Here is a 14,845-nt window from a genome sequence, read left to right on the forward strand (position 1 = left end):
ATTCACGAGACCTGACATGGACGTTCGCCTGTTTGCCTTCCTGGCCCGCCAACGCTCGGCCGCAATCCAGCACCGTGAGCATTTCTGCGGGTTGCCCAAGCGTGGCCTGGCCTTCCTGCTGGCCAACGCCATGTTCTGGCAGCCGCTGTGGGCGCAGGCCGCCGAAGGTGTGGTGGTCAGCGGGCCGGGGACCAGCCTCGGCCAGGCGGGTAACGGCGTGCCGATCGTCAACATCGCCGCGCCCAACGGCAGCGGGCTGTCGCACAACCAGTTCAGCGACTACAACGTCGGCCAGCAGGGGCTGATCCTCAACAACGCCACCGAGCGCACCCAGGCTACCCAGCTGGGCGGGATCATCGTCGGCAACCCGAACCTGCAAGGGGCGGCGGCCAATGTCATCCTCAACGAAGTCAACGGCGCCAACGCCAGCCAGCTGCGCGGCTATACCGAAGTGGCCGGGCATGCGGCCAAGGTCATCGTCGCCAACCCTCACGGCATCACCTGTGATGGCTGTGGCTTCATCAACACGCCACAGGTGACCCTGAGCACCGGCAAGCCGGTGCTCGACGGCCGTGGCGCGCTCAGTGGCTATCAGGTGGATGGCGGCAGCGTGGCCCTGGAAGGGACGGGGTTGAATGCCGACAACGTCGAACGCTTCGACATCATTACCCGCTCGGCACGCCTGAACGCGCAGTTGCGCGCCCGTGAACTGAACATCATCACCGGGCGCAACGACGTCGACGCCCAGACCCTGGCCGCGACACCGCGTGCAGGCAATGCGGCCGATGCGCCGGCCCTGGCCATCGACTCCAGCGCCCTGGGTGGCATGTACGCCGGAGCCATTCGCCTGGTAGGTACCGAGGCGGGCGTCGGTGTGCGCCTGGCAGGGGACGTGGCGGCCAGTGGCGGTGATATCCGCCTGGACGCCAACGGCCAGCTGAGCCTGGCCCAGGCCAGCGCCAGTGGCGCGGTCAAGCTGCAGGCCGCCGGCGTCGACCTGCAAGGGCCGGTGCATGGCGCCAGCCAGGTCGAGGTGCGCAGCAGTGCCGACCTGACCTCTCGCCAGGCGATCACTGCCGGCAACCGAATCAGCGTCCAGGCCACAGGCACACTGGTCAACCAGGGCGTGATCGAGGCCGGCGTGAATGCCGATGGCAGCCGCAACGCCCGGGGTGACGTGAGCATCGCCAGTGGGCAGTTGCTCAACAGCGGCAAGAGCATCGTCGCCAGCCGCGACCTGGATCTCGCGGTACAAGGGCAGCTGGATAACCGCAGCGGTACCCTCAGTGCCGGGCAGGACAGCCGGATCACCAGCGCCGCCCTGGACAACAGCGCCCAGGGCAGGGTGCTGGCGGGGCGCGACCAGACCGTGCAGGCGACACAGACCCTGGGCAACCAGAACGGCCTGATCAGCGCCGGCCAGGCCCAACGCATCACTGCGCAGACCCTGGACAACCGCGGCGGCGAGCTGTCGGCGCAGCGCAACACGCTGGGCGCCAACCAGCTGGACAACCAAGGCGGCCGGCTGAGCGCCGGGCAGGCGCTGGACATCACCGTCGCCGGGCGCCTGGACAACCGCGCCGGCGCCCTGGCTGCCGGGCAGGACCTGCACCTGCAGGCCGCCAGCGTCGACAACCGCAATGCCGGGCGCATCGCCAGCGATGGCCAGGCCACGGCGCGCCTGGGCCAGCTCGACCAGCGCGGCGGGGGCCAGTTGCACGGCGCCAAGGCGCTGACCCTGGACATGGCCGACGGCCACCTGGACAACAGCGAGGGCGGCCTGCTCACCACCCCGGGCCAACTGACCCTGCAACGCCTGGGCACCGTCGACAACCACGGCGGCGAGATCTCCGCCGGCCAGGCCTATGCGCTGGTGGCGCGGCAACTGGACAATACCTCCGGCAAGCTGCTCGGCGGCAATGACCTGCGGGTGCAGATTGCCGGGCAACTGGCCAACACCGCCGGCCTGATCGCCGGCCACCAGCTGACCCTGAGCGCCGCGACCCTGCTCAGCCAGGACGGCACCGTGCAGGCGCGCGGCGGCCTGCAAATGACAGTCGCCGGCCAGCTGGACAACAGCCGTGGCCGATTGCTGGCCGAGCAGGCCTTCGTGCTGCAGGCTGGCAGCCTGGTCAACCTGGAGGGGCAGATCGCCGGCAACGGCAGCCTGCTGCTGACCAGCACCGGGCTGGACAATCGCCAGGGGCGCATCAGTGCCGCCCAGGGCCTGACCCTGGATCTCTCCCGTGGTCACTGGAACAACGAGGGCGGCACGCTGCAGAGTCCGGGTACCTTGCTGCTGCGCAACCTGGCCACGGTCGGCAACCGCCGGGGTGAGATCTCCAGCCAGCAGGGCTTCAGCCTGGCTGCCGACAGCCTGGACAACCAGGACGGCAAGCTGCTTTCCGAGCAGGCGCTGACCGTGCGCATTGCCCAGGCCCTGGACAATGCCCGGGGGCGCATTGCCGCACAGGCGCTGGATGTTCATGCAAGCCGTCTGGACAACGCTGCCGGGGAACTGGTCAGCAACGCCGGACTGAGTGCGCGCATCGACGCCGAACTGCTCAATCGCGCAGGGCTGATCAGCGCCGGTGGTGCGCTGTCGCTCGCCGGCGCGGGCCTGGACAACCACACTGGCAAGCTCCTGGCTACAGGCGATATCGACCTCGACCTGCAGGCGCTGGACAACCGGGCCGGGCAGATCAAGGGCGCGGGGCGCCTGGTGTTCACGGGCCAGCGCCTGGATAACGGCGATGCCGGCGTGCTCGAAAGCACAGGGGCCGTGACGATCACCAGCGATGTGCTTGTCAACCGCCAGGCTGGTCAACTGCGCAGCGGTGACCTCCTGGTGTTGAAGGCAAGAGAGCTGGACAACAGCCAGGGCGGCCGTATCGCCAGCCACAAGGGGCTGTTGGCCGAGCTTGGACGCCTGGACCAGCAGGCGGGCGGGCACCTGGTCAGCGATGGCGACCTGACGCTCGACCTGTCGCTCGGCGCATTGGACAACCGCGGCGGCCTGATCCACACCCCCGGGCAGCTGGTGCTTCGGCAACTGGCCGGTGTCGACAACCGTGGTGGCGAGATATCCAGCGCCAGGGGATTCACCCTGGCCGCCCACAGCCTCGACAATGGCGATGGCACGCTGCACAGCGACCAGGCGCTGAAGGTGCTGGTGGAGCATGCCCTGGCCAACGCCCATGGCCTGGTCTCGGCGACCAGCCTGGAGTTGCGTGCCGCCAGCCTGGCCAACCATGGCGGGACCCTGGGGGCCGAGCGGGACCTGGACCTGGACGTCGCCGGCGCCGTGGACAACGGCGAGGGCGAAATATCCAGCGGTGGCCTGACCCAGGTGCGTGCCGCGTCCCTGGACAACCGAGGGGGGGAAGTCCTCGGCGATGTGGCTACTCACGTGAACGTCACCGGGGCCCTGGACAACCGTGCCGGGGTCCTCAGCACCGGCCAGGACCTGCGGGTCGAGGCCGGCAGCCTGGACAACAGCGGCCGTGGCAGCCTGACCAGCGATGGCGCGTTACGGGTCGGCACGGGCGCCTTGCTGAACAACCGCGAGGGTGGGCAGATCCGCGCCAAGGGGCTGATCGACCTGGCGTTCGGGCGCCTGGACAACCACGCCGGCCTGGTTAGCGGCGCCGATCTGCTGACGTTGCGCGGCACCAGTGTCGATAACCAGCAGGGTACCCTGCATGCCGACCGCCAGCTGCAATCGACCGTCGACAGCCTCGACAACCGCAAGGGCCTGTTGCGTGGCAAGGAGGGCCTGACGTTCGCCGGTCGCTACCTGGACAACCGCGAGGGCCTGCTCACCGCCGGTGCGTTGCTGCGCCTGGACGCGGCCGAGGTGGACAATGGCAAGGGCCGCATGGCCAGCCGCGGCGAGGTGAGCGCGGATGTCCGTCAGTTGCGTCAGCAAGGCGGCGAATTCGTCGCCGAAGGGCGCCTGACCCTGCGCGGTGATGCGCTCGACAACAGCGGTGGGGGGCTGGTCTCCGGCAACGCGGGACTCGATCTGCAGGTTGCCGGCACCGACAACCGTGGCGGCCGGCTGGCCAGCCTGGCGCGGGTCGACATCGCGGGCGAAAGGCTGGACAACAGCGAAGGCGGCAAGGTGCTGGCGGGCACGCGCCTGGCGCTGGTGCTGGACCGCTTGATCAACCAGAGCAAGGGGTTGCTGTTCGGTCAGCAGGTCGAGCTGGGCATGGCACAGCTGGATAACCGGGGTGGGACCATCGGCGCGGGCCAGCATCTGCAGCTTGGCCAGTCCGCCAGCGGCCAGGGCTTGGGTGCGACGCTGCTCGACAACCGCACGGGGCGGTTGTACAGCGACGGCAGCCTGAACCTCGATGGCGCGTCCCTGCTCAACCAGCAAGGCACGCTATCGGCCAAGGGCGACCTGCGCGCCACCGTCGCGCAGGGGCTGAACAACCAGGGCGGCCGCATCGAGACTGACGCCAGCCTGGTGCTGGCCAGTGCCAGCGTCGACAACCGCAACGGCGGTCGACTCACCGCCGAAGCCAACCTGAACCTCGACACCGGCACCCTGGACAATGGCCAGGCGGGTGTCGTACGCAGCGGCGAGCGTCTGCAGCTCACGGCCGGGCAGGTCGGCAACCAGGCCACCGGCAGCATTTCCGCGCGCACGCTCAAAGCCAGTGTCACCGGCCTTGACCAGCAGGGCGGGGAGCTGTTCAGCCTGCAGGGGCTGGAACTGGACCTGAACCACGGCCGGCTGGACAACAGCGGCGGCCTGATTCGTGGGCCTGGCCCGCTGGTGCTGCGCAACCTCGGCGAGGTGGTCAACCAGCGTGGCGAGATTTCCAGCCTGCAGGCCTACACGTTGCTTGCCGACAGCCTGGACAACACCGAGGGCAAACTGCTGGGCGGCGAGCACCTGACCGTGCGCATCGCCCGCCAGCTCGACAACCTGCGCGGCCAGGTCAGTGCCCGAGGGCTTGAGCTCAGTGCCGCCGGCTTGAACAACCAAGGCGGATTGCTGGGCAGTCTCGGCGGTTTGCAGCTTCAGGTTGGCGCAGCGTTGGATAACCAAGGTGGCACCGTGCAGGCCGATGGCGATCTCGACCTGGGCGCCGCCACCGTGCTCAATGCCGAGGGCAAGCTGTCGGCCAAGGGTGACTTGCAGGCACGCCTGGTGGCGCTGGACAACCGGCAAGGCAAGGTCCAGGCCGAGGGGGCGCTGGCCTTGGACGCCGACCAGGTCGACAACCGCGCGGCGGGGCTGCTGGGGGCCACCGGCGCCCTGGTGCTAAAGGCCGCGACCCTGGACAACCGCGGCGGCGAGATCAACGGCAAGGGCAGCGTCACGCTTGTCGGACAACGCCTGGACAACAGCACCGGGGGCCTGCTGCTGGCCAAGGGCCTGTTGACGCTCGAACAGCGGGTGACCCTCAACCAGCAAGGCCTGATCGGTGCCGGCAGTGTCCACCTGCGCGGTGCCAGCCTGGACAACCGCGGCGGCGAGTTGCGTGGTGACACCGGCCAGGACCTGGAGGTCGAGGGCGACCTGCTCAACGACCAGGGACGCATCACCAGCGAAGGCGGTTTGCGTCTGGTCGGCGCCCTGCTGGGCAACAACGCTGGCCTGTTGTCCAGCGCCGGCGACCTGTGGCTAGAAAGCCAGGGGGCGGTGACCAACCGCGGCGGCCAGGTGATAGCCAACGGGCGTCTCGACCTGGCCGGCGCCAGCCTCGACAGCCGGGCCGGCACGATCAGTGCCAAGGATGCACTGCGCATCACCACCGGCAATCTCGATAACCAGGAGGGTGGGCGCCTGACCAGTGGCGCCAGCCTGAGCCTCGACGCGGCCCGACTGGACAACAGCGGCGGCCGCATCACCAGCCAGCAGGCCCTGGTCGCCAACGTCACCAGCCTGCGACAGCAGGGCGGTACCCTGTACAGCGCGCAGCGCATCGAGCTGGACCTCGACCACGGCGAGCTGGATAACCAACAGGGGTTGATCAACACCCCTGGCCAGCTGCTGCTCAAGCGCCTGGCGCGTGTCGACAACCGGGGCGGTGAAATCTCCAGCGCCAGCGCCTTCAGCCTGGCGGCGACCGAGTTGGACAACGGCAACGGCAAGTTGCTCGGCCAGCAGGGTTTGAATCTGCTGGTGGAGCGCGCCTTGCTCAACCTCAAGGGGCAGATCGCCGCCGCAGGCGTGGCGCTCAAGGCGGCGAGCCTGGCCAATGCCGGCGGCCACATCAACAGCCGGGGTGACCTGCGCCTGGACGTCGCCGGCCTGCTCGGCAACCAGGCCGGCGGCCTGGTGAACGCCCGCCAGCTGCTCGAGCTGAACGCCGCCAACCTGGACAACCAGGGCGGCCAGGTGCTGACCGAGCAACGCCTGACAGTGCAAGCCGGCCAAATCGACAACAGCGCCAAGGGCCTGATTAGCAGCAAGGACAGCCTGGTGTTGAGCACCGGCCAGTTGCGCAACGATGCCGGCGAGATTTCCGCCAAGGGCGCGCTGCAGGTGCGGGCCACCCGCCTCAGCCAGCAAGGCGGACGCCTGTTGAGCGAGGGCAGCCTGGCCTTGCTGTTCGAGGGGCTGGCCGGTGATCTCGACAACCGTGCGGGGCTGATTCACGGCAAAGGTCCGTTGACCCTGGCCAACCTGCGCGACCTCGACAATCGCCAGGGCGAAATTTCCAGCGCGCAGGGCTTCAGCCTCGGCGCGCGCACCCTCGAAAACGGCGCCGGGCGGCTGATCAGTACCGGGCGCCTGACGCTGGGCGCCGACCGGCTGCTCAACCAGGGCGGCCTGGTGTCCGGCAGCCAAGGCCTGGAGGTAACCGCCAGCAGCCTGGACAACCGCAACGGCGGCACGCTCTCCAGCCGGGAGGGCGACCTGACGATCACGCTCGGCGCAGCGCTGGACAACAGCCTGGGCGGCGCGCTGGTCAGCCAGGGCCTGCTCCAGGTCAAGGCGGCCAGCCTCGACAACCGTGGCGGGTTCCTGGCCAGCGCCGCGGCGCAGCACCTGGACCTTGGCAACGGTACCCTGGACAACCGCCAGGGCGGTCGGATCGACAGCGGGGCGGCTTTCAGCCTGCGCGCCGCCGGCCTGGACAACTCAGGCGGCACGCTGGTCGGGCTGGACACCCTGACCCTGGACCTTGCCGGCCAGCTGAGCAACGTCCAGGGCAAGCTGCTCAGCGGCGCGGGCTTGCAGGTGCGGGGCACCGCCGTGGTGCTCAACCAGGGAGGGCAACTGGTCAGCCAGGCCGGGCTGCGCCTGGTCGGGGCCAGCCTCGACAATAGCGACAAGGGCACGCTGGCCGCCAATGGCGACGTCCAGCTGGACCTCACGGGCGCCATGCTCAACGACCGTGACGGCCTGATCCACGCCGATGCCGGCAGCCTCGTGGTGCACGCCGCACGCGTGAGCAACCATGGCGGCGCCGCCCAGGCCAAGAGCGCTGTCACCCTCACCAGCCTCGGCGCGCTGGACAACCAGGGCGGCAAGCTGATCGCGCAGGGCGGCAACCTGCTGCTCGAGGCTGACAGCGTCGACAACCGTGGCGGAGTGCTCGCCAGCCTGCAAGGGCTGCTCGATGCCAAGGTCGGCGGCCTGCTGGGCAACGCCCAGAACGGTATCATCCAGGCGCGCCAGCTCAAGCTGATCGCCCTCGGCGGGCTGGACAACAGCAGTGGCCGCCTGGCCGCCCAGGCCGGCGCCCTGGACGTACGCACCGCCAACCTGAACAACCGCGGTGGCAGCCTGTTTGCCCTGGGGCAGTTGGGCATCGACGCCATCGACCTGGACAACGGCGGCAATGGCCAGATCGCCGGCCAGTCCGTGGAGTTCGGGTTGCGTGGCAGCCTCATCAACACGGGCGGCATCATCGAGAGCGATAGCCGCCTGGGCCTGAGCGCAGCCGGCCTGAACAACCAGGGCGGCCAGCTGCGTACCCTGGGCAGTGCCGGCGGCACGCGCCTGCAGTTGACGGGGGCGCTGGACAACCGTGGCGGCGTGCTGGAAATCGCCAACCAGGACCTGAGCCTGCAGTCGGCGGGCTTCTTCAATGCCGGGGGGCGCCTGGTGCATGGTGGGGCTGGCACGTTCGATATCGGCCTGGCCAACCTCGGCGGGGCCGGCGGCGAAATCGTCACCCTTGGCGGCCTGACCCTGAACGCCGCGAGCTGGACCAACAGCAGCGTGATCCAGGCGGCGCGCCTGACGGTCAATGTCGGTGAGCTGGTGCAGACCGGCAGCGGTCAGTTGCTGGCAAGCGAAAGCCTGGTGGGCACGGGCACCAACTGGAGCAACGATGGCCTGATCGCCAGCAACGGCAGCCTGGCGCTGGCGCTGTCCGGCCGTTACGCCGGGGGTGGTCGCGCGACCAGCCTGGGGGCGCTGTCGCTGGATGCGGGCAGCATCGACCTGGCCAGCAGCGGCACGCTCGCCGGCGCCGGGAATGTGACCCTGGGCGGCGCGGGCAGCCTTGCGGCACTGGGCAACCTGGGCCGCGTCACGGCCGGGCAGACGCTGAAGATCAACGCCGGGCAGCTGGTCAACAGCGGCACGCTGGCAGGCTCGGGGGGCCTGCAGCTGACTGCCAGTGGCATCACCAACCAGGGCGGTGGGCTGATTTTCTCGGGTGCTGCCATGCAAGTGGCCACGGACAACCTGAACAACACCCTGGCGGACCTGTACGGCATCGGCGACATCGCCATCGGCGGCCTGCTGCCGGGTAGCCGGGCGACGCTGATCCGCAACCTGTCGGGGCAGATGCAGAGCCTGGGCAACTTCAGCCTGAATGCGACGCAGGTGGTCAACGAGCGCAACAACTTCAACGTAAACCGTGAGGTCATTTCCTCGGCGCTGGGGATTCGTTGCTATAGCTGCACGTCGCCAAGGCTGGGCATCACCAGGTCCGACCCTTCCCATTACGTCCTGGTCGAGCAAATTCGCACATCCGCGCCTACAGGTGCCGATGCCGTGGCGGCCAGCATTACCTCGGGGAAGGATCTGCATATCAGTGGCAGTCGGTTCACCAACAGCAACTCGCAGGTGGCGGCCAGCGGCAACATCAGCATCGTGGTCGATACCTTCGAGAACCAAGGTAGCGCAGTCGGGAACTTCACCAGCTTCAAGTACCTGGATGCGTCGGTCAATACGGTCGAAATGTATGCGTACAACCGGTACAACGATGCCCAGTACGCCTACGACTTCTGGTTCCTGAATGCCGACGGCCAGGCTTCGCGGATGCTGCCTCACAGTTTCAGGTGCTGTGGGCCACCCCGCGAGCAGTCCAACTGGCTCAACTTCGGCTCGGTTGCCGTGCAGTCGTGGAGGGGCAGCGATTACTACAACAGGAACTACCGTGCCCCTTCGCTGTACGCTCAGGGTGTTCGTGCCGAAGCACCCGCTGCGGTCAAGGGTGCCAACGTCTTTGGCGAAAAGATCATTGCTGGGGATGCCCAGACCTACCTGCCGGCAATCATCCAGGCCGGTGGCAATGTCTCGATCACAGCCGCCACGCGGTTGAGCAACGGGGTCGAGCAAGCCTGGAACGCACCGGGCGCCAACGCCGGGCGCACGCTGGACACACGCACGGCCGCCACCTTTACCCGTACGGTGGTGGCGCCGAACCGGCAATTGCCGCCTGACTTGGCCCAGCGCCAGGTCAACCCCCTGGATCTGCCCGGCTTTAGCCTGCCCACCAGCGGCAATGGCCTGTTCCGCCTGAGCAGCCAGGCCGCCAGCCAGGCCAGCGTGTCGGTGGCCGATCCGGCCCCCGCCAGCTGGACGCTGGGGGGCGCCAGCATCGACCTGCAACAGCGCCAGCAACCGCTGCCGCAGGTACAGGGACGCGCTGTCGATATCGCGGCGCTGGCGCCGAGCAGCGCCAGCGAGCGTCAACTGGGCGAGCGCCAGCGCCAGGGCATCGACCTGGATACGCGGATCGACACCGTCAGGGTCGAGGCGATCGCGGCGGGGCAGGGGCCACAGACGCTGCCAGGCCGCAGCGAACTGGGCGCAGGCCACCAGGCCACCCCTGTACAAGTGGAGGCGCCGCGCCTGGCCAGCGGATCGGGCGGTGGCGCCACTATCACGCAACCGGCTCCGGTACTGCCGACGGTCGCGGCCGTCAGCCCAAGCGTGGCCGCCGGCGTTTCCAGCCGGGCCAGCGCGGTCAACCCGCTGAGCATCCCCCGGGTGCAGGGCGTACCCGCCGCCACGACCGGCGCCCAGCCGCACAAGTACCTGATCGAAACCGACCCGGTGCTGACCGACCTCAAGCAGTTCATGAGTTCGGATTACCTGCTCGGCAACCTCGGCTATGACCCGGACAAGAGCTGGAAACGCCTGGGCGACGGTTTCTACGAGCAGCGCCTGATCCAGCAGGCGGTCACGGCCCGCACCGGCAAGCGCTACATCGACGGGCAGACCTCCGACGAGGCGCTGTATCGCCACCTGATGGACAACGCGCTGGCCAGCAAGCAGCAATTGAACCTGTCCGTCGGGGTGAGCCTGACGGCAGCGCAGGTGGCGGCACTGACCCACGACATCGTCTGGCTCGAAGAGCACCAGGTGATGGGTGAGAAAGTGCTGGTGCCAGTGTTGTACCTGGCCAACGCCAATGACCGGCTGGCACCCAACGGCGCCCTGATCGAAGGCAAGGACGTGACCCTGATCGCCGGCACCGACCTGATCAACCCCGGTACCGTGCGTGCCAGCAACAACCTGTCGGCCAGCGCGGGCGAGAACCTGGTCAACACCGGGCTGATCGAAGCCGGTGGGCGGGTCGACCTGCTGGCGGGCAACACCCTGTACAACGGTGCCGGCGGCATCATCAAAGGGCGTGACGTCAACCTCTCCACCTTGCTGGGCGACGTGGTCAACGAGCGCACCCAGTCGCAGGAGCAGGGCCGCTACACCACCTGGGCGACCCTGGACAGCGCCGCGCGCATCGAGGCGAGCAACGACCTGTCGATGTCCACCGGTCGCGACATGGTCAACGTCGGCGGCGTGCTGCAGGCCGGCCGCGACCTGGAGATGCGCACGGGCCGTGACCTGCTGATCGGCTCGGCCGAGCAGAGCACCCAGTACCGCAACGGGCGTCAGAGCAGCGAGAGCATCACCCAGTTCGGCTCGCAGGTTACCGCGGGCCGCGACCTGGGCATGTTCGCCGGCCACGACTTCACCGTTGTCGGCAGCGAACTGGAGGCCAAGCGCAACATCACCGTCGATGCCCTCAACGACCTGACCCTGGCCTCCGCGGCCAATGAGGAGCATTTCTACGCCAAGAGCAAAAAAGTCACGCGCCAGGAGGACCATGTCCGCCAGGTGGCGACCGACCTCAGGGCTGGCGGCGATGTCTCGCTCACGGCAGGCGAGGACCTCAGGCTTATCTCCAGCCGCGTCAGCGCGGGCGACGAGGCCTTCCTCTACGCCGGTGACCAGCTCGAACTGCTGGCCGAGACCGACAGCGATTACTCGCTGTACCAGAAAAAAAGCAAGGGCAGCTTCGGCAGCAAGAAGACCAGGCGCGATGAAGTCACCGACGTGCGTCATGTCGGCAGCGAGATCACCAGTGGTGGCGACCTGACCCTCCTCAGTGATGGCGACCAACGCTACCAGGTGGCCAAGCTCACCAGCGGCGCCGACCTGACCTTGGATAGCGGGGGCGGCATCACGTTTGAAGGAGTGAAGGACTTACATCAAGAGAGCCACGAGAAGAGCAAGTCGAGCCTTGCATGGACAAGCATGAGTGGCAAAGGCAGTACTGATGAGACCCTGCGTCAGAGCGAATTGGTCGCGAAGGGCAACCTCGCGATCAAGGCAGTCGACGGTCTGCAGATCGATATCAGACAAGTCAATCAGCAAACGGTCAGCGAAGCGATCGACGCAATGGTCAAGGCTAATCCGGACCTGGCTTGGTTGAAAGAGGCAGAGAAGCGCGGGGATGTCGATTGGAAACTGATCCAAGAAACACATGAAGCCTACAAGTACAGCCACTCAGGGCTTGGTCAGGGGGCCATGCTCGCGATCATCATCGTCGTGACTGTGCTGACGGCTGGTAGTGGCACTGCTGCAGCAATTGGCGCTTCTGCGGGGAGTGCTGCTCAAGGCGCAGCTTTGGCGGCAGGTATGTCGGCTACCACAGCAGCAACCATCGGTACAGCGGCCAGCGCAGCTGCAGTGGCGAGCTTTTCCGCAGCGGTATCGCAAGGCGCTGTCAGTGTCATCAACAACAAAGGCAACCTTGGCGCGGTAATGAAGGATGTGACCTCCGCAGATAGCATGAAAAGCTACCTGATTAGCGGGTTGGCGGCAGGGTTCGCCGCAGGTGTTCTGGACAAGGCCTTCGGTGTTTCAGGGGAAGATGTCTCAAAAGCCACGCATGGCTTTGATCTGGGCAAGATAGACGGCGCTACCAAGTTCGCAGGATATACGTTTGCCGAAAGTGGATTCGGAGCCGTTGCCAATACGGCGATAAATGGCGGTAGCCTCAAGGATAACTTGGCGCATGCGGCGATCAGCTCGGCAGCCGATGCCCTTTCTGCAGGCATATACAACCGCTTGGGTACGCAATTGGAGTTCTCTGGGCTGCCAGCCAAGCTTGGGGCGCATGCGTTGGTAGGCGGTTTGATTGCGGAACTGGCGGGAAGCGATTTCAGAACAGGGGCCTTGGCCGCGGGAGCGAACGAAGCGTTTGTCGCTACAGTTGGGGACAAGGTATTCAACAATGGTATGCATGACCAGTTACTGGCCATGACTTCGCAGTTGATCGGCCTCACGATTGCGGCGGCGGCGGGAGGTTCTGATAAGGACCAGGCCATTGCAGGTTGGGTGGCTTCGCAGGCGACGAAGTTCAATAGCCTGGATCATCCCACAGCGGAAGCTTTGCTTAATGAGCTGAAAGCCTGCAGAGCATCTGCTACCTGCAGCGAAGATAAGATCAAGGGGATTCTTGCTCGGACGGAAAAATTGTCAGCAAAGCGTTCGGCAATTATTGATGAGTGCAAAACGCGAGCCTGCGCCGACTCGATAAAGGGAAGCACGATATCTCTAGACACTCCAGTGGCCAAGGAGTTGCAGGCGTTCTTCAAGAACTCCATTGCTTATGATATGACCGGATTGCTCATCGGAGATCCAAGCAAGATCGCAATTCCATCGCAGGGTGTCGATTCCTGGGGTGCAACTTTCTTTACCGACGAACAGCTTCTTTTCGCCAAATACATCAAGGAGGGTTGGCTCACGCCTGACGAGGCCGCAAGGACAGATCAGTGGGCGAAGCAGACTGAGTGGCTGGATAAGGCGGCCGGGCGAAAACTCTCGATCAAAGAAAAAGCCTCGATGATCTCCGAGTTGAGTGCTGCGGCAGGTATGGCGATCCTGGGGGCAGGGAGAGGTGTAAAGGGGAGTGCCATTCCACAACCTGAGCTGATAGTCGCTGCAAATGGTTTGATGTATAAATCCAATCCAAAGCACACGGCTGGGCAGGCGGGGAACCGAGGTAATGCAGGCATCGAGCCCAAGGCCTCGCTTGAGCTGTTTGAAAAATCAATTCCTGCCCCCAAGACTGGTGGCAATAAGGAAACCCGGTATGCAGTGGACGCTGACGGGCAGGTGCACCGATTCATGGGCAGTAATGGCGAATACCACTGGAACGGTAGTACCGGCGACAGCCGAAGCCCTCTTCGCGGTAACCAGATACCTACGGATATACAGAAACTTTTGGGAGTGAAAATCAAGTGATTGCAGGTGATCCGGATAGGTTCGCCGTGCAGTTCCAGGTCGTTGGCGCTTGGAATGTGCAGGGTGACAGCTGGAAAAATGGTTTGCTTTGCGTGTATGCCGGTGGAGTGCGTATTTATGATGCTGTAGAAGCGTTGGAACTGCGTTCAGCGCTGAGTTTCTTCTCCGGCATCCGATTGCCTGACTCTACTGCGGATCTAATCTATGAGGATCGAGAAGTTTTCGACAATGCCAGGGCCTACTTTTCGGGGGAGATAGGCGATTTGCTACCAGGCATCGCGGACTTTTCGGCTACTGAAGCTGAAGATTCTGGTTTCATTCTGTACTTCCAAATGGAACGGGATGGCGATCGACTGGTTTGGTCGCGGGATGATGGCCATACCGTAGAAGGTTTAAAGCTTGAGACAGGTACCGTGGCTGCTGTCATCGAACAGCTCAAGACATGCAGATTGTAGCGTTCGCTCGAGAAAGGCAGCCTCGCAGACGACTTTGCTGAGGCAGCCTTCTCGTCCTGGTTTTTGGACCTGGAGCAAGGATAAGAATCGGAATTTCCTTATTCCTTGTAGTCCATTTCCGAAGCATGCTTTTACCGCCTTTCAGCCCTTGCTCCAGGTCAACTCGCCTTCTAGTCTCGGCCTGCCGCTGCCAATTCAGCGGTCGGTTTTGACAGACCGTAGACGTTGCCCTCGTAGGTTTGCTTTCATGGCGGCTGTGCGTGTGGGCACCCCGTGTGCGCCGAGTGCCAACGTCTCGGTCTGTCAACCCGCGTACAGCTGCCACCCTCTTGTTTGACAGCAAAGTGCGGCGGCTCCATTTCATACGTTGGAGTCAAGACATGCTGAAGATTGTCCCCGATCCACCTTCCTCCCAGGATCACGCCCACTTCCTCGAAGACACCCTGGTACGCGCCATCGAGTACGCCTTCTGCGCCCTCACGGTGGCCAACCAGGCCGTCCAGCTCAAGCCCCGGTCGCCCGGCGCGATCCTGGTGCTGGCCGCCGCCCACGAGATGGAGGCGGTGCGCACGTTGCTCGAATCCGCCCTGACCCAGGTGCAGCACTCGGTCCAAGCGCCGGGCGAGCCCCGCACGCTGCACTAGCCGAC

Annotated in this window: 3 protein-coding genes; all 3 read left to right on the plus strand. The window is 65.7% G+C overall.

Going from position 1 to position 14,845, the window contains the following annotated elements; genetic code table 11:
- Positions 1 to 16 precede the first annotated feature (16 nt).
- The 3 genes from VUG52_RS12870 to VUG52_RS12880 all read left to right on the plus strand — a co-directional run bounded on the left by VUG52_RS12870 (position 17) and on the right by VUG52_RS12880 (position 14,840).
- Entirely contained in the window at positions 17 to 13,741 is a 13,725-nt protein-coding gene (locus tag VUG52_RS12870) for a two-partner secretion domain-containing protein (RefSeq protein WP_050705828.1), read from the plus strand.
- Positions 13,738 to 14,196 carry an Imm42 family immunity protein gene (locus VUG52_RS12875; RefSeq protein ID WP_050705827.1) on the plus strand — a complete coding sequence of 153 codons (459 nt, stop codon included), beginning with the start codon at positions 13,738 to 13,740 and terminating at the stop codon, positions 14,194 to 14,196. Before VUG52_RS12870 ends, VUG52_RS12875 begins: the two co-directional genes overlap by 4 nt.
- A gap of 380 nt (positions 14,197 to 14,576) precedes the next feature.
- Positions 14,577 to 14,840: a hypothetical protein gene (locus VUG52_RS12880; protein WP_050705826.1), complete on the plus strand. Its 264-nt coding sequence runs from the start codon at positions 14,577 to 14,579 to the stop codon at positions 14,838 to 14,840.
- Positions 14,841 to 14,845: the final 5 nt, after the last annotated feature.

The organism is Pseudomonas sp. LH21, assembly GCF_036549575.1.
GTDB classification, from domain to species: Bacteria; Pseudomonadota; Gammaproteobacteria; order Pseudomonadales; family Pseudomonadaceae; genus Aquipseudomonas; species Aquipseudomonas peradeniyensis.